We start from the raw sequence: 22,580 nt of genomic DNA, 5'->3' as shown, positions 1-22,580 counted from the left end.
GCGGCGTGCAGGAGATCAAGGTGCCGGACATCGGCGACTACAAGGATGTGCCCGTCATCGAAATCGCCGTGAGGGCCGGCGACCGCGTCGAGAAGGAGCAGTCGCTCATCACGCTCGAGTCGGACAAGGCGACGATGGACGTGCCCAGCCCTGCGGCTGGCGTGGTCAAGGAAGTGAAGGTCAAGGTCGGCGATGCCGTTTCCGAAGGCACTGTGATCGTGCTGCTGGAAGGCGCAGGCGGCGCGGCTGCGGCTGCACCGAAGGCAGCGGCTCCTGCATCGGCTCCCGCTGCTGCGCCCGCGCCGCAAGCGGGCAGCTATTCCGGCTCGGCCGACATCGAGTGCGACATGCTCGTGCTCGGCGCGGGACCCGGCGGTTACTCGGCCGCATTCCGCTCAGCCGACCTCGGCATGAAGACGGTGCTCGTCGAGCGTTACCCGACGCTCGGCGGCGTGTGTCTGAACGTCGGCTGCATTCCGTCGAAGGCGCTGCTGCACACGGCGCTCGTCATGGACGAAGTGGACGAACTCGCCGCCCACGGCATCTCGTTCGGCAAGCCGCAGATCGATCTCGACAAGCTGCGCGATTTCAAGTCGGGCGTCGTCAAGAAGCTGACGGGCGGTCTCGCCGGCATGGCGAAGGCGCGCAAGGTCGAAGTCGTCACGGGTGTCGGCACGTTCGTCGATCCGCATCATATGGAAGTGCAGGGCGAGAGCGGCAAGAAGGTCGTCCGCTTCAAGCAGGCGATCATCGCGGCCGGCTCGCAAGCCGTGAAGCTGCCGTTCATTCCGGAAGATCCGCGCGTCGTCGATTCGACGGGCGCACTCGAACTGCCCCAGATTCCGAAGCGCATGCTCGTGATCGGCGGCGGCATCATCGGGCTGGAAATGGCGACGGTTTACGCGACGCTCGGCGCGCAGATCGATGTCGTCGAAATGCTCGACGGCCTGATGCTGGGCGCGGACCGCGATCTCGTGAAGGTCTGGGAGAAGTTCAACAGCCAGCGTTTCGCCAACGTCATGCTGAAGACGAAGACCACGGCCGCCGAAGCGAAGCCGGACGGCATCTACGTATCGTTCGAAGGCGAGAAGGCGCCCGCAGAGCCGCAGCGCTACGACCTCGTGCTCGTCGCCGTGGGCCGCAGCCCGAACGGCAAGAAGATCGGCGCGGACAAGGCAGGCGTGGCCGTGACGGATCGCGGCTTCATCGACGTCGACCGGCAGCAGCGCACCAACGTGCCGCACATCTTCGCGATCGGCGACGTCATCGGCCAGCCGATGCTCGCGCACAAGGCCGTGCATGAAGGCCACGTCGCGGCGGAAGCGGCGCATGGCGAAAAGGCGTACTTCGACGCGCTGCAGATTCCGTCGGTGGCCTACACCGATCCGGAAGTGGCGTGGGCGGGCAAGACGGAAGACCAGTGCAAGGCCGAAGGCATCAAGTACGGCAAGGCGGTGTTCCCGTGGGCTGCGTCGGGTCGCGCGATCGCCAACGGCCGCGACGAAGGCTTCACGAAGCTGATCTTCGACGAAGAAACGCATCGCGTGATCGGCGGCGGCATCGTCGGCCTGAATGCGGGCGACCTGATCAGCGAAGTGTGTCTCGCGATCGAGATGGGTGCCGATGCAACGGATATCGGCAAGACGATCCATCCGCACCCGACGCTGGGCGAATCGATTGGCATGGCCGCCGAACTGTATGAAGGCGTCTGTACGGATCTGCCGCCGCAGAAGAAGAAGTGAGCGGCGAGCGGCGTGAGTTCGTCACGCCGCTTTCGCGTTCAGCGCATGTGATAACGGCGCGTCCCTCGAAAGAGGGCGCGCCGTTTTTCATGGGTGTCGCGGGCAGCGTCGCGATTGCCGCCGCCGCGCCGTCGCGCCTTGCACGAAACGCGCGGTGAGGCAGATAGCGAAGCGAATGCTTAGCGAGCGGGCAAAAAAATCCCGGCCTGAGCCGGGGAAACGATACGCTGTTTAACGTATCGGAGCGTCTGGCCGCCCGGTCACCGAAGCGTTGACCGTGCGGCGCCATTCCGTTCCGCCAGTCACTTCGACAGTGTTTCTCGCGGCTGCGCCTCGACGGATGATGGAGCATCCGTCAGGCGCGGGTGAGGCCCGATCCGTTGAAACCGTTTCGTTGATTCTTAGACAGCAGCCTTCTTGGCCGATGCTGCCGTACGCGAAGCCTGAGCAGCAGCTTGCGAAGCGGCCTTCGATGCAGCCGTTGCAGCCGCGTTGAAGTTGCTTTCAGCGATTTCGACAGCCTGCTTCGTTGCCTTGTGAACCGTTTCGTACGTCGTGTTAGCAGCCGTGATGGCCGACTTGATCACGGCGACAGCCGTTTCCGAACCAGCCGGTGCGTTCTTCGCGACGTTCTCGACGAGTGCTTGCACCTTCTTGTTCTGCTCTTCGTATTGAGCTTCTGCGACGCGTGCAAATTCAGCTTGCGTAGCCGACGCGATTTCGTACAGGTGACGGCCATACGACAGAACCTTTTCCGCCACCGGCTGCGTCAGGCCTGCTTGCAGCGCGAGCAGTTCTTGTGCGTCCTTCACCGACAGCGCGCGTTGTGCGTTTTCCTGGCTTTCCGCGATCGTCGACTTGACGACTTGCAGATTCAGCTCGACCAGCTTTTCGACGCCTTCGAATGCCTTCGAGGTCAGGCCGAACAGGGTTTCGAGGTTGGCCTTCTGCGCTGCGGCGAATTGCTCAGGGGTCAGCAGAGTCATGTTTACGCTCCTGGATTACCGGCCCGTCTATTGCGGACCGAGTTGGGTTAACTGCAGATCGGATGGGTTCGCTGGTCCGCAGTGCGTTGTGCGTCGCAGCAATGGTTCCCATTTTAGGACGGCTCTGATGGAAGTCAAGAACTATTTTGTGCAACGCACAACGCATAGAAACCGTTGCTAGAACAGTAGGTTATGTAGCGTTTATGACATTGCGGTGAAGCGCCCGCACACTAGGGTTTGCACTGATGTGGTGCCGCAAAATATGCGCTCTCCCAAGCTGCGAAAGACGGAGACGCGCCAGCGGCACATTTTTGGTCGAAAAGGTAAAATTCCCGGGTAAACCGAAAACCGTAGCGGAACGTTAAAACTCCATTCCGGTCAAACGCGCGCTGTGCTGTATCCAGTGGTCGCTTAAAAGTCGAGCGGCTTGTAGTGTCTGCGAAACGCGCATTGGGTGCGGACGGCAACACGTTCCGGGACGTTTGCGAGTCGGATCGATTCTCTACCGTACGCGACCGTACTTCCCCTGATCAAGTTTCTGTCGAATATGCCGATATGCTGATCGAGTGAGTCCCGTTCAGTGGCAAGGCATTGGCGACATGCCGGCGCGTCATTGGCATTTTCGATGGCGCACCCGTGGCTTATTGTCTTTCTTAACGAAGCCTGACAACTTGGTTTAAGGAAGGTCGATAAGTGCTTAATATTGCTAATTTTTAACTGTTTTACTACACTGGCGAAAACTCTCTCGCCGCTCCAACCAGAACACCAATGAAAACCGACATGTTTTCGTCACTGAAAGTGATGCACGGCGCGGCGCTCAGCACCGCTCTGTCGGTGGCTGCCTCGGTGGTCATCGCAGCGGCTTTTGCCGCTCCCGTCGACGCGTTCGCCGCGTCTGCCACGGCGCCCGCCAAAGCCGCGAAAGCAGGCAAGAAGTCGTCCAGAAAAGCGGCTGCCGAGAAGGTCTCCAGCCGGTCGTCGAAAGCCGTGAAGGCGGCGGCCGTCGCCAACGACGAAGAATCCCGTCCCGTTTCGAAGAAGCGCCGCGTCGCGTACTCAATGAATGGCCGGCATCACACGGCCGTTCGCCGCGTCGCGTTCGAACCGCGTCAGCCGTCGGTCGGCACGGCGTTCGGGCTGCACGAGACGCCTGATGCGCTGATGCTGCGTTCGAGCGTCGCTTATGTGGTCGACCAGAATACGTCAGAGACGCTGTTTGACAAGAACTCGCGCGCGGTCGTGCCCATCGCGTCGATCACCAAGCTGATGACGGCGATGGTCGTGCTCGATTCGAAGGCGCCGATGACCGAGCAGATCGAAGTTACGGACGAAGACCGCGACTACGAGAAGAACACGGGCTCGCGTCTGTCCGTCGGTTCGGTGCTCTCGCGTGAAGACATGCTGCATATCGCGCTGATGGCGTCGGAAAACCGCGCCGCAGCTGCGCTGTCGCGCTATTTCCCGGGCGGCCGTCCCGCTTTCATGGCGGCGATGAACGCGAAGGCGAAGGCGCTCGGCATGACCGACACGCACTTCGAGAACCCGACGGGCCTGACGAGCCAGAACGTAGCGAGCGCGCGCGACCTCGTGAAGATGGTCAATGCCGCGTATCAGTACCCGATGATCCGCAGGTTCTCGACGGATCGCAGCTACGAGGTGTACACGGGCAAGCGCACGATCGCGTACAACAGCACGAACGCGCTGGTGCGCAATTCGTCGTGGGATATCGGCCTGCAGAAGACGGGCTTCATCAACGAAGCAGGCGAGTGCCTCGTAATGCAGGCGACAATTCACGATCGCCCGATGATCCTGGTGCTGCTCGATTCGTCCGGCAAGTATTCGCGTTTCGCGGACGCTCAGCGTCTGCGTACGTGGCTGGACAACGGCGGCGAACAGCGCATCACGAGCGCGGACGCCAACGGCGCAGGCACGTGAGCGCAAGCGTCATCCCGACGAAGCCCAACAAAAAGCCCCGCATCAGCGGGGCTTTTTGATTGCGTCGATTCAAACTCGATTGCGTGGATTCGAACGTCTTGCAGACGTATTACGCGGCAAGACGTAAATCACGCGGATTGCGCCGGTGACGTAGCGGCTTGTTGCTCCTGCGGGTGATAGCCGAGCGACTCGGAAATCACGAGCGCCGTCTTGCTCAACTGACCGAGCCACGAATCCTGCAGGCGGTCGGCGGGCGCGGAAAGCGACAGACCAGCGACCAGCTTGCCCGTATCGTCGTAGATGCCCGCCGCGATGCACCGCACGCCCAGCTCCAGCTCCTCGTTGTCGCGCGCGCAGGCTTGCTGGCGCACATGCAACAGCTCACGTTCGAGCTTCGCGAGATCGGTGATGCTGTTCTGCGTATGGCCGGACAGACCCGTGCGGGTCGCATACGCGCGCACGCGGGTCGATTCGTCCGCGGCGAGAAAGAGCTTGCCGACGGAGGTCAGATGCAGCGGCGCGCGGCCGCCGATTGCGCGCACGACCTGCATGCCCGAGCGTTCGGAGTAGGCGCGTTCGATGTAGACGATCTCATCGCCCTGGCGCACCGACAGGTTCACGGTCTGGCCCGTCAGCCTATGCAGTTCGCGCATCGGCATCAGCGCGGCGTCGCGCACCGACAGGCGCGCTTTCACGAGATTGCCGAGTTCCAGCAGCCGCATGCCGAGACGGTAAGTGCCGGGGTCGGAACGGTCCACGAGCCGGCACGTCACCATGTCGTTCAGGATCCGGTGGGCAGTGGACGGGTGAAGATCGGTGCGCTGCGCAAGCTCCTTCAGACTGACGGGATCGCTGTGCGCGGCGAGGGCGTCCAGCAGGCGCATCATGCGCTCGATCACCTGGATCGAGGTTTTGGGGTCCGGGTTCGTATCGCTCATAAGGCCAAACGGTTGACGCGTCAAACAGCGGAAGACAGATTGTATCTCGTATTGTGAAAAAAGCGAACGCCGGTCGAAATTGTCGTCGACGGGCGGCGCCGTGCGGCTCACTGCGGGTTCATTGCGCGTAGGGGCCGTCACGCGTTGGTATTGCGCGCCAAACAGCGGATAATCAGGGACGTTTCCCCGTAGGAGCACTCATGCGAGTCGGTTTTTTCGTCACCTGCCTGATCGATCTGATGCGCCCCGAAATCGGCTTTTCCGCGATCAAGCTGATCGAGCGCGCAGGCTTCGAAGTCTTCGTGCCGCCGGCGCAAACGTGCTGCGGGCAGCCGGCCTACAACTCCGGCGATCGCGGCATTGCGCGCGATCTAGCGGAAAAGACGCTGCGCGAGTTCGAGCAGTACGACTATGTGGTCGTGCCGTCGGGGTCTTGCGGCGGGATGATCCGCACGCACTATGGCGATCTTTTCGCGAACGATCCGGAGCTGATGGGCCGCTTCGCGCGCCTGCGTCCGAAGGTCTATGAACTGACCGATTTTCTCGCCACCGTCGCGAAGATCGAACTGACGCCGGGCGACTTCCGGGGGCCCGTCACGTATCACGATTCGTGTTCGGGTCTGCGCGAACTGGGCGTCAAGGAGCAGCCGCGCGCGCTGCTCGCGCAGGCGGGCGTCGCTGTGACCGAGATGAAGAACTGCGAGCACTGTTGCGGCTTCGGCGGCACCTTCGCGCTGAAGTTCGGCGATATCTCGACGGCGATCGTCGACGAGAAATGCGGCAACATTCAGGCAAGCGGCGCGAATACCGTCGTGCTCGGCGATCTCGGCTGCATGCTGAACATCGAAGGGCGCCTGCGTCGCACGGGCGATACGACCACGCGCGTGCTGCATATCGCGCAGGTGCTGGCGGGCGACGCGTAAGCCGCGCGTTCTGGCCCGAGCACTGCAGTCAACGGCAGTCAGCAGCTGGCAGTCAACATCGATAACCCGATCCCCAAGGCCGTCATGCAAGTCCAAACGATGCAGTTCAAGGCGCGCGCGGGCCAGAAACTCGCGGACCAGCGCCTTCAGCAGAATCTGACCAAGCTATCGACGAAATTCGTGTCGGCGCGTGCGTCGGCGATGACCGCGATCGACTTTCCGGCGACGCGCGCCGCGCTCAAGGAGCGCCGCGACCGCGCGTTGCAGAACCTCGACGTCTGGCTCGAAACGTTCGAGCGCGAGGCGACGCGACGCGGCGTCACCGTGCTGTTCGCCGAGACGACGCAGGACGCCGCGAAGCTCGTCGCCGATATCGCGCGCAAGCACGACGTGAAGAAGGTGATCAAGACGAAGTCGATGGTGTCCGAGGAGATGCGCCTGAACGAGGTGCTCGGACAGATGGGTGTGCAGTCGATCGAAACCGATCTCGGCGAGTACATCCTGCAGATCAACGATAACGAACCGCCGAGTCACATCATTGCGCCCGTCGTCCACAAGGACAAGGAAGAGATCGCCGATCTGTTCGCGAAGACGCACCAGCGGCCGCGTCTGACTGAAATCCCCGAGATGACGCGTGAAGCGCGCGAGATGCTGCGTCCGCATTTCATGACGGCCGACATGGGCGTGACGGGCGGCAACTTCGTGATCGCGGAAACAGGGTCGGTCGCGCTCGTGACCAACGAGGGCAATGAGGGCATGTGTACGGTGATGCCACGCGTGCACGTCGCGGTAACGGGCATCGAGAAAGTGCTGCCGACCCTCGAGGATCTCGCGACGGCCATGCGTCTGCTGCCGCGCTCGGCGACGGGGCAGGATATCTCGAACTATTTCTCCGTGCTGACAGGGCCGCGCGCCGCGGACGATCAGGACGGGCCGGAGCATATGTATGTGGTGCTCGTCGACGGCGGGCGCACCGGGCTGATCGGCGGCGACTTCCAGGAGATGCTGCGTTGTATCCGCTGCGGTGCGTGCATGAACCATTGCCCGGTGTATCAGAAGGTCGGCGGCCACACGTACGGCTGGGTCTATCCGGGGCCGATGGGCTCGGTGCTGACGCCGAGCTACGTCGGCATCGAGAAGGCGCTCGACCTGCCGCAGGCCGCGACGCTGTGCGGCGAATGCAATAGCGTGTGTCCCGTCGGCATTCCGCTGTCGGACCTGCTGCGCAAGCTGCGCGAGCGGCAGATGGAACGTCATCTGCGGCCGTGGCAGGAGCGGTTCGGGCTCGCCGTGTGGGGCTATCTCGCGATGCACCCGTCGGCTTATGGACTCTTCACGAAGCTCGCCGTGCGAATCCTGGAGCGGATGGGCGGTAGCAGGAAATCGATTGCGAAGCTGCCGCTCGGCGCAGGCTGGACGAACACGCGCGAGATGCCCGCGCCCGTCGGGCGCACGTTCCGCGAGCTATATGCCGCGAGCAAGACGCATATGGGATAGCGGGCTGCTCGCTCGTCGACGGCATCGCCAGCATCGAAGGCATTAACAGAAAGAGGCTGCATCGCCTGAGCGATGCAGCCTCTTGTTCTTGGGCCTCGGATAGAAGCCTGTCGGCACGCGCCGCCCGTCAGTGCCAGCTGCTCTGGCCGCCGCCCAAAGGGTTGCGGCTGCCACCGCGATCTCCGCCGCCGCCCCGATTGCCGCCTTGCGGTTGCCCCCCATTTGGCTGAGCCGGTGGCCGGGCGCCGTGCCCGCCGCCACCCGCGTTCATCGGCGGGTTGTTCGCTTGCGGCGGCGGCCCGTGCGGCACGCCGCCGTTCGGTCCGCGGTGATCGTTCCCGTTTCCGCGATCGTGATCATGGCCACGGTCGCCCCAGCCGCCCCAATGACGGTGGTCGTAGTCGCGGCCCGAATAGCCGCCGCCGCCGAAGCCGAGGAACAGGCTCGATTGCACAGGCGGCTCCGCATAGCCGTAGGCGGGCGCCCCGTAAGGGTCGTAGTAGCCGTCGCTGTAGCCATAGGCGGGCGCTCCACCATACGGATAGGCCGCACAGCCACCGAGTGCTGCAGCCGCGCAGACGGTCACGGCAATGGGTGCGAGAGAAGGAATAAGACGTTTCATTTGAGTGTTAGACAGACTAACGAGAGGCACATTGCCCATGCGTTATTTGTAGCGCCAGCTGAGTATTACCTGTGTGTGCTTTTGTAAGGATTTCTTTCGGCTCCCGAAAGGCGCGGGCTAACGGCGACTGCAAATTGGTCAGTGGTCCGACTGTTCATCCGACTGCAACGCAGAGTTGTCTTGGGGTGGGTTTTTCCGGATTGCGCCTTCATCTACCATTTCCACTGGGCAAAGTGCGTCTGTGCAACTCGGCCCGCTTTGAGAGAACGACATCATGAAAAAGAAAATATCGGTGTATTGGCCTTGGGCAATCATCGTGCCGCTTGCGGCCGCTGCGTACCTGCACCTGTATAACGACGCCGGTGCGCAATCGTCGCAGTCGCCGCTCGCTGCCGACCGTGTCTCGGCGGAACTGGCGCGCGCAGTGTCTTACGGATACGTCGGCGGCGAAGCGTCGATGCCCGCCGCCACGACGCACCCGGCCGCCCGCATGCCGGCCCAGCCGCTTTGAGCAGCAAGGCTGGCGCGGCGCCGGCGTGATTTTGCACGGCTTTGTATAATCGCGGCACTGTTTCACCTTTTATGACATATGCGGCTGGGCCGCTCAGCCATTGATGAATACCGTCGCCATCTGCTTCGTGTGCCTTGGGAACATCTGCCGTTCCCCGACGGCGGAAGGCGTCATGCGGCACATGCTGGCCGAAGCGAAGCTGACGGATCACGTGATCGTCGATTCGGCGGGCACGGGCGACTGGCACATCGGCGAGGCACCGGACGAGCGCGCGCAGCGCGCGGCCAAAAGCCGCGGTTACGATTTGTCGACATTTCGCGGGCGTCAGATCACCGCCGCCGATTTCGAGCGCTTCGATCTGATCGTGGCGATGGACGATAAGAACGTCGCAGCGCTCAGACAGATCTGTCCGCCCGCGCAGCGCGACAAGATTCGCCTGCTGATGGAATTTGCGGCCGATGCGGGTGCGTCGGTCGCGGATGAAGTGGAAAAAATTGCGCCAGGTTTCGATATGCGCGAGGTCGTTGACCCGTACTTCGGGGGCGGCGAGGGCTTCGAAATCGTGCTGGACCAATGCGAAGCCGCCTGCCGTGGTCTCATCGCGGCACTTCGGCCCCAATTGACCCTGTAACAAAAGTTTTCGTTAAGCGAATGACCCAAATCACATTGGGGATACTTGACTAAATCTGTCATGTATTTATACTTGACCAAACTTGTCGAGAATTGCGGTTCCCACCAGATATGAGACTCACCACGAAAGGCCGTTTCGCCGTCACGGCGATGATCGACCTGGCTCTGCGCCAGGAGCAGGGCCCGGTGACGCTTGCGGGTATCAGCCAGCGCCAACACATCTCCTTGTCCTATCTCGAGCAGCTGTTCGGCAAGCTGCGCCGTCACGAGATCGTCGAATCCGTGCGCGGGCCGGGCGGCGGCTACAACCTCGCGCGTCGCGCCGAGGATGTGACGGTGGCGGACATCATCATCGCCGTCGACGAGCCTCTCGATGCCACGCAATGCGGCGGCAAGGGCTCGTGCGAGGGCACGAAGCATCACGACGGCCATTGCATGACGCACGAACTGTGGTCGACGCTGAATCAGAAGATGGTCGAGTATCTCGACTCCGTTTCCCTGAAAGACCTGGTCGACCAGCAGCGCTCGCGCGAAGGCGCGACGACCGTGCTGCGCGACCGCCGCACCGAAGCGCCCGCCGTGGAGCCGCGCGTGGTGCCGAAAGGTCCGAATTCCGTTTTCAATATGGCTGGCTGACCGAGCGCGCAATCAGACGCGCACGCCAGAACTGCAAAGCCAAATGCACTGATGTCCCCGGAGCGATTGATGAATAACGACATTCCCCACCTGCCCATTTACATGGACTACAGCGCGACGACGCCTGTCGATCCGCGCGTGGTGGACAAGATGATTCCGTATCTGCGCGAGCAGTTCGGCAATCCGGCGTCGCGCAGCCACGCGTACGGCTGGGACGCGGAGCGTGCCGTCGAGGAAGCGCGCGAGAACGTCGCGGCGCTCGTCAATGCCGACCCGCGCGAAATCATCTGGACGTCGGGTGCGACGGAATCCGACAATCTCGCGATCAAGGGCGCGGCGCACTTCTACAAGACGAAGGGCAAGCACGTGATCACGGTGAAGACCGAGCACAAGGCCGTGCTCGACACGTGCCGCGAGCTCGAGCGCGAAGGCTTCGAAGTGACGTATCTGGACGTGAAGGACGATGGCCTGGTCGATCTGGAAGCGTTCAAGGCAGCGCTGCGCCCGGAGACGATTCTCGTGTCGGTGATGCACGTGAACAACGAGATCGGCGTTATCCAGGACATCGGGACGATCGGCGAGATCTGCCGCGAGAAGGGCATCATTTTCCACGTCGACGCGGCGCAGGCAACGGGCAAGGTCGAAATCGACCTGCAGAAGCTGAAGGTCGACCTGATGTCGTTCTCGGCGCACAAGACGTATGGCCCGAAGGGCATCGGCGCGCTGTACGTGCGCCGCAAGCCGCGCGTGCGCATCGAAGCGCAGATGCATGGCGGCGGCCACGAGCGCGGCATGCGCTCGGGCACGCTGGCTACGCACCAGATCGTCGGCATGGGCGAAGCGTTCCGTATCGCGCGCGAAGAAATGGCGACCGAAAACGAACGCATCCGCATGCTGCGCGACAAGCTGCTGCGCGGGCTGCAAGAAATCGAAGAAACGTATGTGAACGGCGACATGGAACAGCGTGTGCCGCACAACCTGAACATCAGCTTCAACTTCGTCGAAGGCGAGTCGCTGATCATGGCGGTGAAGGATGTCGCGGTGTCGTCGGGCTCGGCGTGCACGTCGGCTTCGCTGGAGCCGTCGTATGTGCTGCGCGCGCTCGGCCGCAACGACGAGCTGGCGCACAGCTCGATCCGCTTCACGGTCGGCCGTTTCACGACGGAGCAGGACGTCGATTACGTGATCAACCTGCTGAAGAGCAAGATCGCGAAGCTGCGCGATCTGTCGCCGCTGTGGGAAATGCACAAGGACGGCATCGATCTGTCGACGATCCAGTGGGCCGCGCACTGAGCGCGCCCGAATCAGTCGATCACGAACGCAGGTTGAATCGAATCAAGGAGTGACAACATGGCATATAGCGACAAGGTTCTGGACCACTACGAAAACCCGCGCAACGTCGGCTCGTTCGCGAAAGACGACGATACCGTCGGTACGGGCATGGTCGGCGCACCGGCTTGCGGCGACGTGATGAAGCTGCAGATCCGCGTCGGCGCGGACGGCGTCATCGAGGACGCGAAGTTCAAGACGTACGGCTGCGGTTCGGCCATCGCGTCGAGCTCGCTCGTCACGGAATGGGTGAAGGGCAAGACGCTCGATCAGGCGCTCACGATCAAGAACACGCAGATTGCCGAAGAACTGGCGCTGCCGCCCGTGAAGATCCACTGCTCGATTCTCGCGGAAGACGCGATCAAGGCAGCGGTTGCCGACTACAAGCAGCGTCATGGCGAAACGGCTGGTGCAGCAGCGAGCGCCGAGCAGTCGGCGTAAGCACGCATTGCGCGTCGCTTGAGCGCGATAGTGGCGCGGCGTGGCGACCGCGATACTTGAAATCGTCGCCCGCCGGAACGATTTGAGATGCAGGCAGGGTTGCGACACGGGTCGTGAGTAACGACGGCGTGCCGCACATTGAGAAACGCTATGGCAATTACGTTGACCGAAAAGGCAGCACAACACGTCCAGAAATATCTGATCCGGCGCGGCAAGGGCGTCGGGCTGCGGCTCGGTGTGCGCACGACGGGTTGCTCGGGCCTCGCATACAAGCTCGAGTATGTCGATGAGCTCGCACCCGAAGACCAGGTGTTCGAATGCAATGGTGTGAAGATCGTGGTCGACCCGAAGAGCCTCGCCTATATCGACGGCACCGAGCTCGACTTCGCGCGCGAAGGGCTGAATGAAGGCTTCAAGTTCAACAATCCGAACGTGAAGGACGAATGCGGCTGCGGCGAATCGTTCCGCGTGTAAGCGCGCGAATTACGCGGAAAAGGCGGCCTGTGCCGCCTTTTTTCAATTTCGCCACGAACATCGCAAGATGCCTGCCTGACCTTCGCCACGCGCTTTCGACGGACAAATCAATCTGATGGCCTCGCTGAACGACAGTCACTTCAAACTCTTCGATCTGCCCGAGCAGTTCGCGCTCGATGCTTCCGCGCTCGACCACGCGTACCGCACGGTGCAGGCGCAGGTGCATCCCGACCGTTTCGCCGCGGCGGGCGACGCGCAGAAGCGCATCGCGATGCAATGGGCGACGCGCACGAACGAGGCGTATCAGACGCTGCGCGATCCGCTCAGGCGCGCGCGCTATCTGCTGTCGCTGCGCGGCGTCGACGTCGGCGCGGAGAACAACACGGCGATGGAGCCGGCATTCCTGATGCAGCAGATGGAATGGCGCGAGAGCATCGAAGACGCGTCGGCCGCGAAGAATGTCGACGCGCTCGACGCGCTGCTCGCGGAACTGCGCGACGAGGAGAAGGCGCGCTTCGCGAAACTGGCCGCGTTGCTCGACAGCGGCTCGAACCAGGCGGCAGGCGAAGCGGTGCGGCAATTGATGTTCATCGAGCGCGTGGCGTCGGAGATCGGCACGCAGATCGAGCGGCTCGACAGCTAGCGCGGCGCGTAGAATTGCGCCGCGCGCGAATCCAGCCGTCTGATTAACGCCGCCCGAACAACACGCGAACCTACATGATCAGGACCGGGGCCTAATCGATTCCGATGGACCCCGACGGACCCCGACGGACCCCGAAGAAGATTCCAGATGGCTTTACTGCAAATTTCTGAACCCGGCATGGCGCCCGCGCCGCATCAGCGGAAACTCGCCGTGGGCATCGACCTCGGCACCACCAACTCTCTCGTCGCGGCGGTGCGCAGCGGCGTGCCCGACGTTTTGCCCGACGACGAAGGACACTATCTGCTGCCCTCCGTCGTGCGGTATCTGGAGAAGGGCGGCCGGCGCATCGGGCGCGTGGCGAAAGCGGAAGCCGTCACCGATCCGCGCAACACGATCGTCTCCGTCAAGCGCTTCATGGGTCGCGGCAAGAGCGAAGTCGAGCATGCGGAAAACGCGCCGTACGATTTCGTCGACGCGCCGGGTATGGTGCAGATCCGCACTGTCGACGGCGTGAAGAGTCCCGTCGAAGTGTCGGCGGAAATTCTCGCGACGCTGCGCTATCGCGCGGAAGACACGCTCGGCGACGAACTCGTCGGTGCTGTTATTACGGTGCCCGCCTATTTCGACGAAGCGCAGCGCCAGGCGACCAAGGATGCCGCGCGTCTCGCGGGTATCAACGTGCTGCGTCTCTTGAACGAGCCAACGGCGGCCGCGATCGCGTACGGTCTGGATAACGGCGCCGAAGGGCTTTACGCGGTGTACGACCTCGGCGGCGGCACGTTCGATCTGTCGATCCTGAAGCTGACGAAGGGTGTCTTCGAAGTGCTCGCGGCGGGCGGCGATTCGGCGCTCGGCGGCGACGACTTCGATCACGCGCTGTATCGCTACGTGCTGGAAAAAGCGAACGTCGCGGCGCAGTCGCTGACGCCCGAAGACGTGCGCCAGTTGCTCGACACGGTGCGCGACGCAAAGGAGGCGCTGTCGTCGGCGCCGGGCACGACTGTCCAGGTCACGCTCGCGAGCGGCGCGAAGATCGACGTCACTGTCGACGAAGCGACGTTCGAAACGATCACGCAGGCGCTCGTGCAACGCACGCTTGGGCCCACGAAGAAGGCGCTGCGCGACGCGAAAGTGACACCCGCCGACATCAAGGGTGTCGTGCTGGTCGGCGGCGCGACGCGCATGCCCGTCATTCGCCGTGCCGTCGAAAACTTCTTCGACCAGCCGCCGCTGATCAACCTCGACCCCGACCAGGTGGTCGCGCTCGGCGCCGCCATTCAGGCTGATCTGCTCGCGGGCAACCGTGGCGCGGACGGAGATGACTGGCTGCTGCTCGACGTGATTCCGTTGTCGCTGGGCGTCGAAACGATGGGCGGGCTCGCCGAGAAAATCATTCCGCGCAACTCGACGATTCCGACCGCGCGCGCGCAGGAATTCACGACCTTCAAGGACGGCCAGACGGCGATGGCGATTCACGTCGTCCAGGGCGAGCGCGAGCTCGTGTCCGATTGCCGTTCGCTCGCGCGCTTCGAATTGCGCGGCATTCCGCCGATGGCGGCGGGCGCGGCGCGTATCCGCGTCACCTATCAGGTGGATGCTGACGGACTGCTGTCCGTGTTCGCGCGCGAACAGCATTCGGGCGTGGAGGCGTCCGTGGTCGTGAAGCCGTCGTACGGTCTTGCCGACGACGACGTTGCGCGCATGCTCGAAGACAGCTTCCAGACGGCCGAAGTCGACATGCGTGCCCGTGCGTTGCGCGAGGCGCAAGTCGAAGCGCAGCGTCTGATCGAAGCGACGGAAGTGGCGCTTGCCGCCGACGGCGAGCTGCTCGACGCCGGCGAGCGCGCGACGCTCGATGCGCTCGTTGAGGCGCTGCGCAAGGTCGCGCCGGGCGATGACGTCGACGCAATCGAAACGGCAACGAAGACGCTCGCCGAGGGCACCGACGAATTCGCCGCGCGCCGGATGGACAAGAGCATTCGCCGCGCACTCGCGGGCCGCAAGCTCGACGAGATCTGACGCGGCCGTTTGACGGCAAGGCGGGGCATCAAAACGCGCCTGGCGCAATGACGGCGAGGCAGTGAAAACGCGATTCATGCATCGCCGCAGAATCACGCAGCGCGTGCCAAAAACGGCCGCGCGATTAGTAAAATGGTACGGTGCCTGAAGGGCGGCGTCCGTGCCCCACAGACCAAACGGAATTTGTATGCCTCAAATCGTTGTGCTGCCTCACGTCGAACTGTGTCCGGACGGCGCGGTCATCGACGCCGTGCCGGGCAAGAGTGTCTGCGACAATCTGCTCGACCACGGCATCGAGATCGAGCATGCGTGCGAGAAGTCTTGCGCGTGCACGACATGTCATGTGATCGTGCGTGAGGGCTTCAACGCGCTGGAACCGTCGGAAGAGGACGAGGACGATCTGCTCGACAAGGCATGGGGTCTCGAGCGCGAGTCGCGGTTGTCGTGCCAGGCGATCATGCCCGAGGACGACGATCTCGTTGTCGAGATTCCGCGTTATTCGATCAACCACGCGAAGGAAAATCACTAACAGGAGCATGCAGCCATGAAGTGGACCGATACGCAAGACATCGCGATGGCCTTGACGGACAAGCATCCGGAAATCGACCCGCAACTGGTGCGCTTCACCGATCTTCACCGCTGGGTGATGGAGCTGGACGGCTTCGACGACGATCCGAACCGATCGAGCGAAAAGATCCTTGAAGCGATTCAGGCGGCATGGATCGAAGACGCGGACTACTGAACGCGTTCCGTTCGTTGCTTGCCGTCTCAGTCGCGGCAAAAGAAAAGGCGACTCACGTGTGAGTCGCCTTTTTTCGTATGCGGCGCGCGAATGGGCGCACCGGATCGTCTCGCCTAGCCGGCGACCAGCGTGCCGTTCTGCACGCGCACGCGCTGGCCTTGCTGGAACGGCGGCGCCTCGTGATACGTGAAGTAGCGGGTCTTGCCGTTCTCCATCCGCACGCGCACCGAGTAGCTGGTCGTGCTACGCAGATGTTTTTCGACCGAATTGCCGGCGAGTCCGCCGCCGAGCGCGCCGAGCAGCGTCATCGCGGTACGGCCGCCGCCGCTGCCGAACTGGTTGCCGACAACACCGCCCGCCACCGCTCCGCCGACGGCGCCAAGGCCCGTTCCGTGCCCTTCCTGACGCACGACCGAGATAGCCTCGACTGTGCCGCAAGTCGAGCAGTGGGCCGGTTGTGCTGGTTGTTGCGGCGCATATTGCTGCTGCGGTTGCTGCGCGTATTGCGGCTGTTGCGCGTATTGCGGGCTCGTCGGCGCCGGCGCGTGTGGGGCCTGCTCGGCCTGTTGCGCCTGCTGGGCCTGTTGCTGTGCAGCCTGTTGTTGCGCCGCCTGTTGTTCCGCGGCCTGTTGTTCAGCCGCCTGCTGTTGAGCGACCGCTTGTGGTTGTGGCTGCGCGGGCAGACGGGCCGGCTGCGCGGTGTCGACGACAGGTTGTTGCTGTTGCGTGACGGCAGCCGATTGCGTCTGATCGTTGACCGCGCCGTTGCTCGATGCCTTCGGGAACAGTCCCGTTATGGCCGCCGTGGCGGCGAGGCTTGCGATGATGACGGCGCCCGCCGCCACCGCAATGAGCGGGTGAAGGCGGCGCGGGGAAGTTTGCGGGTTGTTCGGATTGTTCATGGTGATTGGCCTCCGTCTGGACAGAGTTGCCCTTCTCGAGACTGAGGGTGAGGCATAGGAAGTGCGCCAAAAGGCCCAGCCCTTAGTGTCGGACACGCCATTCGCGCCGGGGTTTCAATTTGTAACGTCAGGTGCGCGCAGTATTTACGCTTACGAAGCGCAAGGGGCGTGCCGGGCGGCCGGATCAACGTTGTCCGTGCGTTTCAGCAGGCTTCGAAGAGGCAGACGAATGCCGGCATCGCGCAGCTTTTACCGATGGTTACAAACGAACGGTCGGCGTCGGCAAGAAAAGGAAGGGTGGTGAAGCGAGGGGAGCGCGCACGGCCTGACAACATTGGCCGTGCGCGAATGCCGCTGTGCGGGACAGCGGTCAGACAGCGTCGCGATCAGTCTTCGCGGCGCAGATGCGGGAACAGAATGACGTCGCGGATGCTCGGGCTGTCGGTGAGCAGCATCACCAGGCGGTCGATGCCGATGCCGCAGCCACCCGCGGGCGGCATGCCGTATTCGAGCGCGCGGATATAGTCGGCGTCGTAGTACATCGCTTCCTCGTCGCCGGCGTCCTTCTGATCGACCTGCTTCTTGAAGCGCGCAGCCTGGTCTTCCGGATCGTTCAGCTCCGAGAAGCCGTTGGCGATTTCGCGGCCCGTCACGAACAGCTCGAAACGCTCGGTGATGCCTTCGACGCTATTTGATGCGCGCGCGAGCGGCGACACTTCGATGGGGTAATCGATGATGAACGTCGGCTCCCACAGCTGCGATTCCGCCGTTTCCTCGAAGAGCGCCAGTTGCAGCGCGCCCGTGCCCGCATTGAGGAACTGCGGCTGCGTCGTGTCGACGCCGAACTTCTTCAGTTCCGCGCGGAGGAACGCGCCGTCCGTCAGTTGCGCGTCCGTGTACTGCGGCGCGTATTTCTGGATTGCCTGCGTGATCGTCAGCCGATGGAACGGCTTCGACAGATCCAGCTCGCGGCCCTGATACGTGATCGTCGCGGTGCCGAGCGCGTCGACGGCGGCCTGGCGGATCAGCTGCTCGGTGAAGTCCATCAGCCACTTGTAGTCGGTGTAAGCGGCGTAGAACTCCATCATCGTGAATTCCGGATTGTGACGAGGCGACACGCCTTCGTTACGGAAATTCCGGTTGATCTCGAACACGCGCTCGAAGCCGCCGACCACCAGCCGCTTCAGGTACAGCTCGGGCGCGATGCGCAGGAACATCTGCATGTCGAGCGCGTTGTGATGCGTGACGAACGGCTTCGCCGCCGCGCCGCCCGGAATCGGGTGGAGCATCGGCGTTTCGACTTCCATGAAGTTCGCGTCGGCCATGAACTTGCGGATCGACGACACCGCCTTCGTGCGCGCGACGAATGTCTTGCGCGCTTCCGGCGTGACGATCAGATCGACGTAGCGCTGGCGATAGCGCATTTCCTGGTCCGCGAGGCCGTGGAACTTGTCCGGCAGCGGGCGCAGCGCCTTCGACAGCAGACGCAGCTCCGTGCAGCGCACGGACAGTTCGCCCTTGTTCGTGCGGAACAGCACGCCCTTCGCCGCGACGATGTCGCCGAGGTCCCACTTCTTGAACGCTTCGTACGTCGCTTCGCCGACGTCGGCAGGCGTGATGAAGAACTGGATCTGGCCCGAACCGTCGCGCACCGTCGCGAAGCTTGCCTTGCCCATCACGCGCTTGAGCATCATGCGGCCGGCAAGCGCGACCTGCAGCGCCTGCGCTTCGAGCGCGTCCTTGTCGGTGTCCGCGAATCTGGATTGGAGATCGGCGGCATGATGGGTCGGACGGAAGTCGTTCGGATAGGCGACGCCTTGCTCGCGCAGCGCGCGCAGTTTTTCGCGGCGCTCGGCGATGATCTGGTTGTCGTCCAACTCGGCGACAGCGTTCAGCGGGGCCGCATTCGGCTGGGTCGGTTCGGTCATGGTGATGATAGTCGGTGTTCGGTGCCTCGTGCGCGCTTTCACGACGTGGGCGCACAGGCGGTCAAAAAATTTGGCGCGGCGGAATGCGCCGCGCCCATTGCGCTCAGATGCCCTGTTTCAGGCTCGCGCTGATGAACGCGTCGAGATCGCCGTCGAGGACGCTCTTCGTGTTGCTGATTTCGACGTTGGTGCGCAGATCCTTGATGCGGCTGTTGTCGAGCACGTACGAACGGATCTGGTGGCCCCAGCCCACATCGGTCTTGCTTGATTCCAGCTTGTCCTGCTCGGCCTGGCGCTTGCGCATTTCCGCTTCGTACAGACGCGATTTCAGCATTGCCATCGCCTCTGCGCGGTTGCGGTGCTGCGAGCGGTCGTTCTGGCACTGCACGACGATGCCCGACGGCATGTGTGTGATACGCACGGCGGAGTCGGTCTTGTTGATGTGCTGACCGCCCGCGCCCGATGCACGGTACGTGTCGATGCGCAGATCGGCCGGATTGATATCGACCTCGATCGAATCGTCGATTTCCGGGTACACGAACACCGACGAGAACGACGTATGACGGCCGCCCGACGAGTCGAACGGCGACTTGCGCACGAGACGGTGCACGCCTGTTTCGGTGCGCAGGAAGCCGTATGCGTATTCGCCTTCGACCTTGACCGTCGCGCTCTTGATGCCCGCGACGTCGCCTTCCGATTCTTCGAGCACTTCGGCCTTGAAGCCCTTGCGTTCGCAGTAGCGCAGGTACTGGCGCAGCAGCATCGACGCCCAGTCGCACGCTTCCGTGCCGCCGGCGCCTGCCTGGATGTCGATGAACGCGTTGTTCGGGTCGGCCGGATTCGAGAACATCCGGCGGAACTCCATGTCTTCGATGCGCGCCGTCAGCTTCGTGGCGTCTTCTTCGCACGCGACGAGCGTGTCCTCGTCGTTTTCCTCGCGCGCCATGTCGAAGAGATCCTTCGTGTCGCGCAAGTCGTTATCGAGCGAGCCCAGCACCTCGACGACGCCTTCGAGCAGCTTCTTTTCCTTACCGAGCGCCTGCGCGTGCTGCGAGTCGTTCCAGACGTTCGGGTCTTCGAGTTCCTTGTTGACTTCGATCAGCCGTACTGCCTTGGCATCGTAGTTAAAGATACCCCCGTAGCTCGCCCGCGCGCGTGCGCAGGTCGGCCAGAGAGGCTTCGATCGCGTTGAGACGTTCCGCTTCCATGTCGGTGTTCTACTTCGTAAAAAAGGGGGAATTATAGGATTGAGGTTTGCGACAGCCTTTGTGTCGGTTTGCTTTGCCCTGCGCTGGCATTCGCGATGCGCCTCGCGGCGCGGGCAAAAGAAAGCCGCTCACACCGCCAGTGCTTGACCGCTACCCACGGGCTCTCGGCGTCCCCGTCCTTCAGCCCGCAGCATACATGGCCCATGTTCGTTGCCAGCGCACTACCAAGCGCCTCACCTGCATCGAGCGCCCGAATTACGGCTCGCGACATCGAATGTCCCCGGCCCCTTTGCGGCAAACTGTGTGTAGGCATTCGCACCGCACAGGACACCCCTCGTTACTCAATGCGCTACAAGTGCGGGCGGCGTCCTGTGCGACACAGCAACCCATATTCACTACCGACATGTGGCGCTGAAACGTTCGATGCCCTTAGCCGTGCCACAGGTGCGAGAAGCGGGTGAGGCGTTTAGCCAGAGCGTTGGCAACAAACATCAGCGAGCACACTGTGGTGTGAAGCATGGGGCCGTTGAGAGCCCGTGGGTAAATGTCAAGCACCGGCGGTGTGAGCCCGCTTTCTTTGCTTACTTTCTTTGCGGCGGCAAAGAAAGTAAGTGCCGCCCCGCACAGGGGCAACGCCCGCGCCGCGAGGCGCAATGCGGATGCCAGCGGCAAACAAGGCAAACCACAAAAGAAAGGCCGTCGCAGACCATTCCGCCAAAAATCAAAATTATAGCGGATCATCGCGCCAGAGACGGCGCCACCGGCCTACAACACCGCGTGTTCGACGATCAGTTGCACCCGCGATACCCCATTCCACGTATCCGCCGACAGCCGATAGGCGACCATCGTCCGCGCAGGCAACGGCTGCGTGTGGTTGAACCAGATCGCACTGAAGCGCTGGCGGCCGCGCATCAGTTGCAGCTTAAGATGCTTGTCCTTCACCAGCGCCTGCGACATCACGTCGAACTCGCCCGAGAAAACGGGCGCCGGAAAGCCCTGTCCCCAGACGGCTGCATCGAGCATCTCGACGAATTGCGGCGTGAAGTACGCGTCTTCGAGATCGCCGTCCGTTTCGACCGTGCGCGCGAGCACGTCCTCGGTCAGCCACTCCCGGCCGACCTGCTCGAAGGCCGAAGTGAAGCGCGGGACATCCATTGTCGCGATCGTCAGGCCCGCCGCCATCGCGTGGCCGCCGAACTTCAGGATCAGCCCCGGCTCGCGCTTCGAGACGAGATCGAGCGCGTCGCGCAGATGGAAGCCCGGAATCGAACGGCCCGAGCCTTTGACGGTCGCGCCGCTGTCGTCGGCGGGCGCGAACGTGAACGACGGCCGGTGGAATTTTTCCTTGAGCCGCCCCGCGACGATGCCGATCACGCCCTGGTGCCAGGCCGTGTTGAACAGAGTGATCGTCGTCGAGCCGGCTGGATCGACCGTCGACAGATCGTCGAGCGCCTGCTGCTGCATGCCCGCTTCGATTTCGCGCCGCTCGCGGTTCATCGCGTCGAGCTGCTGCGCGAGCTCCCATGCGCGTCCGACATCGTCCGTGGTCAGGCATTCGATGCCCAGCGACATGTCCGACAGCCGTCCCGCCGCATTCAGACGCGGCCCGAGCGCAAAGCCGAGATCGAAGCCCGACGCGCTGCGCGCATCGCGGCCCGCGGCGCGAAAGAGGGCAGCGATGCCCGGCTGCATGCGTCCGTTGCGGATGCGCTGCAAGCCTTGCGCGACCAGCACGCGATTGTTGCCGTCGAGCTTCACGACATCGGCGACCGTGCCGAGCGCGACGAGATCGAGCAGGCCGTCGAGGCGCGGCTCCGGGCGCGCGTCGCCGAACGCGCCGCGCCGGCGCAGTTCCGCGCGCAGCGCGAGCAGCACATAGAACATCACGCCGACGCCCGCCATGCACTTGCTCGGAAACGTGCAGCCCGGCTGGTTCGGATTGACGATTGCGCGCGCGGGAGGCAGTTCGTCGCCGGGCAGGTGATGATCGGTGACGAGCACGTCGATGCCGAGTGCGTTCGCTGCTTCGACGCCATCGACGCTTGCGATCCCGTTGTCGACGGTGATCAGCAGATCGGGTTTGGCTCCCGGGCGCTGCGCCGCCAGCGCGACGATCTCCGGCGTGAGGCCGTAGCCGTACTCGAAGCGGTTCGGCACGAGGTAGTCGATCTGCGCGCCGAACATCCGCAAGCCGCGCACGGCGACGGCGCAGGCCGTCGCGCCGTCGCAGTCGTAGTCGGCAACGACGAGCATGCGGCGCTTGCCTTCGAGCGCATCGGCGAGCAGCGTCGCCGCCGTATCGCAGCCTTTGAGCGATGCGGGCGGCGTGAGGCGCGCGAGGCCGGTTTCGATTTCATCGGGCAGGCACACGCCGCGCGACGCGTACAGGCGCGCAAGGACGGGATGCAGGCCGTGGCGGATCAGGGCTTCGGCGTCGGCGGGAGAGCAGGTGCGCGTAACGATTCGAGTCATGC

Annotated in this window: 21 protein-coding genes; 14 read left to right on the top strand and 7 right to left on the bottom strand. The window is 63.2% G+C overall.

Annotated elements, in window-relative coordinates:
• The first annotated feature begins 5 nt into the window (after window positions 1-5).
• Window positions 6-1,742: a dihydrolipoyl dehydrogenase gene (gene lpdA, locus GCT13_RS10675; protein WP_321574282.1), complete on the top strand. Its 1,737-nt coding sequence runs from the start codon at window positions 6-8 to the stop codon at window positions 1,740-1,742.
• 401 nt (window positions 1,743-2,143) lie between these two features.
• Here the strand turns inward: lpdA and GCT13_RS10670 are convergent, their stop codons facing one another.
• On the bottom strand, window positions 2,144-2,728 hold the full coding sequence (locus GCT13_RS10670; protein WP_012400861.1) for a phasin family protein: 585 nt from the start codon (window positions 2,726-2,728) through the stop codon (window positions 2,144-2,146).
• Window positions 2,729-3,496: 768 nt separating this feature from the next.
• On the opposite strand from GCT13_RS10670, the gene pbpG reads away from it, so the two are divergent.
• Entirely contained in the window at window positions 3,497-4,663 is a 1,167-nt protein-coding gene (pbpG, locus tag GCT13_RS10665; RefSeq protein WP_152757650.1) for a D-alanyl-D-alanine endopeptidase, read from the top strand.
• A gap of 128 nt (window positions 4,664-4,791) precedes the next feature.
• Here pbpG and GCT13_RS10660 read toward each other — a convergent pair whose 3' ends face one another.
• Window positions 4,792-5,601, bottom strand: a complete 810-nt coding sequence (locus GCT13_RS10660; protein WP_152757648.1) for an IclR family transcriptional regulator — start codon at window positions 5,599-5,601, stop codon at window positions 4,792-4,794.
• Window positions 5,602-5,801: 200 nt separating this feature from the next.
• Between GCT13_RS10660 and GCT13_RS10655 the strand changes: the two genes are divergently transcribed.
• Together GCT13_RS10655 and GCT13_RS10650 are read left to right on the top strand one after the other, a co-directional pair.
• Complete coding sequence (locus tag GCT13_RS10655; protein ID WP_152757645.1) at window positions 5,802-6,524, top strand: (Fe-S)-binding protein; 723 nt, start codon at window positions 5,802-5,804, stop codon at window positions 6,522-6,524.
• An 84-nt stretch (window positions 6,525-6,608) separates the two neighbouring features.
• A complete protein-coding gene (locus GCT13_RS10650; protein ID WP_152757643.1) occupies window positions 6,609-8,021 on the top strand; it encodes a lactate utilization protein B in 1,413 nt (470 codons plus the stop codon).
• 127 nt (window positions 8,022-8,148) lie between these two features.
• On the opposite strand, the gene GCT13_RS10645 is transcribed toward GCT13_RS10650, so the two are convergent.
• Window positions 8,149-8,643 (bottom strand): hypothetical protein, encoded by a 495-nt coding sequence (locus tag GCT13_RS10645; protein WP_152757641.1) that lies wholly within the window; start codon window positions 8,641-8,643, stop codon window positions 8,149-8,151.
• A 274-nt stretch (window positions 8,644-8,917) separates the two neighbouring features.
• Between GCT13_RS10645 and GCT13_RS10640 the strand changes: the two genes are divergently transcribed.
• The 10 genes from GCT13_RS10640 (at window position 8,918) to iscX (ending at window position 16,068) form a co-directional block, all read left to right on the top strand.
• Window positions 8,918-9,154 (top strand): hypothetical protein, encoded by a 237-nt coding sequence (locus GCT13_RS10640; protein WP_152757639.1) that lies wholly within the window; start codon window positions 8,918-8,920, stop codon window positions 9,152-9,154.
• 103 nt (window positions 9,155-9,257) lie between these two features.
• On the top strand, window positions 9,258-9,785 hold the full coding sequence (locus GCT13_RS10635) for a low molecular weight protein-tyrosine-phosphatase (protein ID WP_152757637.1): 528 nt from the start codon (window positions 9,258-9,260) through the stop codon (window positions 9,783-9,785).
• 110 nt (window positions 9,786-9,895) lie between these two features.
• Window positions 9,896-10,420 carry a Fe-S cluster assembly transcriptional regulator IscR gene (gene iscR, locus GCT13_RS10630; protein ID WP_152757635.1) on the top strand — a complete coding sequence of 175 codons (525 nt, stop codon included), beginning with the start codon at window positions 9,896-9,898 and terminating at the stop codon, window positions 10,418-10,420.
• A gap of 69 nt (window positions 10,421-10,489) precedes the next feature.
• The gene (locus GCT13_RS10625) at window positions 10,490-11,713 is read left to right on the top strand and encodes an IscS subfamily cysteine desulfurase (protein ID WP_152757632.1); all 1,224 of its coding nucleotides are present in this window, start codon (window positions 10,490-10,492) and stop codon (window positions 11,711-11,713) included.
• 57 nt (window positions 11,714-11,770) lie between these two features.
• Window positions 11,771-12,190, top strand: a complete 420-nt coding sequence (gene iscU / locus GCT13_RS10620) for a Fe-S cluster assembly scaffold IscU (RefSeq protein ID WP_152757630.1) — start codon at window positions 11,771-11,773, stop codon at window positions 12,188-12,190.
• A gap of 150 nt (window positions 12,191-12,340) precedes the next feature.
• Entirely contained in the window at window positions 12,341-12,664 is a 324-nt protein-coding gene (gene iscA, locus GCT13_RS10615; protein WP_152757628.1) for an iron-sulfur cluster assembly protein IscA, read from the top strand.
• Between the two features lie 115 nt (window positions 12,665-12,779).
• On the top strand, window positions 12,780-13,307 hold the full coding sequence (gene hscB, locus GCT13_RS10610) for a Fe-S protein assembly co-chaperone HscB (RefSeq protein WP_152757626.1): 528 nt from the start codon (window positions 12,780-12,782) through the stop codon (window positions 13,305-13,307).
• A gap of 147 nt (window positions 13,308-13,454) precedes the next feature.
• Window positions 13,455-15,326, top strand: a complete 1,872-nt coding sequence (gene hscA, locus GCT13_RS10605) for a Fe-S protein assembly chaperone HscA (protein WP_152757624.1) — start codon at window positions 13,455-13,457, stop codon at window positions 15,324-15,326.
• Window positions 15,327-15,513: 187 nt separating this feature from the next.
• On the top strand, window positions 15,514-15,855 hold the full coding sequence (fdx, locus tag GCT13_RS10600) for an ISC system 2Fe-2S type ferredoxin (RefSeq protein ID WP_152757622.1): 342 nt from the start codon (window positions 15,514-15,516) through the stop codon (window positions 15,853-15,855).
• 15 nt (window positions 15,856-15,870) lie between these two features.
• Window positions 15,871-16,068, top strand: coding sequence for a Fe-S cluster assembly protein IscX (gene iscX, locus GCT13_RS10595; RefSeq protein WP_152757621.1), 198 nt, complete (start codon window positions 15,871-15,873; stop codon window positions 16,066-16,068).
• 113 nt (window positions 16,069-16,181) lie between these two features.
• On the opposite strand, the gene GCT13_RS10590 is transcribed toward iscX, so the two are convergent.
• The 4 genes from GCT13_RS10590 to recJ form a co-directional block, all read right to left on the bottom strand.
• Window positions 16,182-16,970 (bottom strand): glycine zipper 2TM domain-containing protein, encoded by a 789-nt coding sequence (locus GCT13_RS10590; RefSeq protein WP_152757619.1) that lies wholly within the window; start codon window positions 16,968-16,970, stop codon window positions 16,182-16,184.
• 386 nt (window positions 16,971-17,356) lie between these two features.
• Window positions 17,357-18,898, bottom strand: coding sequence for a lysine--tRNA ligase (gene lysS / locus GCT13_RS10585; protein WP_152757618.1), 1,542 nt, complete (start codon window positions 18,896-18,898; stop codon window positions 17,357-17,359).
• Between the two features lie 103 nt (window positions 18,899-19,001).
• A protein-coding gene (prfB, locus tag GCT13_RS10580; RefSeq protein WP_152757616.1) for a peptide chain release factor 2 occupies window positions 19,002-20,106 on the bottom strand; the annotation gives its coding sequence in 2 pieces (ribosomal slippage) (window positions 19,002-20,024 and window positions 20,026-20,106; 1,104 coding nt in all).
• Between the two features lie 765 nt (window positions 20,107-20,871).
• Window positions 20,872-22,578, bottom strand: coding sequence for a single-stranded-DNA-specific exonuclease RecJ (gene recJ / locus GCT13_RS10570; RefSeq protein WP_152757612.1), 1,707 nt, complete (start codon window positions 22,576-22,578; stop codon window positions 20,872-20,874).
• Window positions 22,579-22,580 lie beyond the last annotated feature (2 nt).

The organism is Paraburkholderia franconis (genome assembly GCF_009362735.1).
GTDB lineage: Bacteria > Pseudomonadota > Gammaproteobacteria > Burkholderiales > Burkholderiaceae > Paraburkholderia > Paraburkholderia franconis.
The sequence above is the reverse complement of the archived record's forward strand: the minus strand, read 5'-3'. Positions and strand labels throughout refer to the sequence as shown.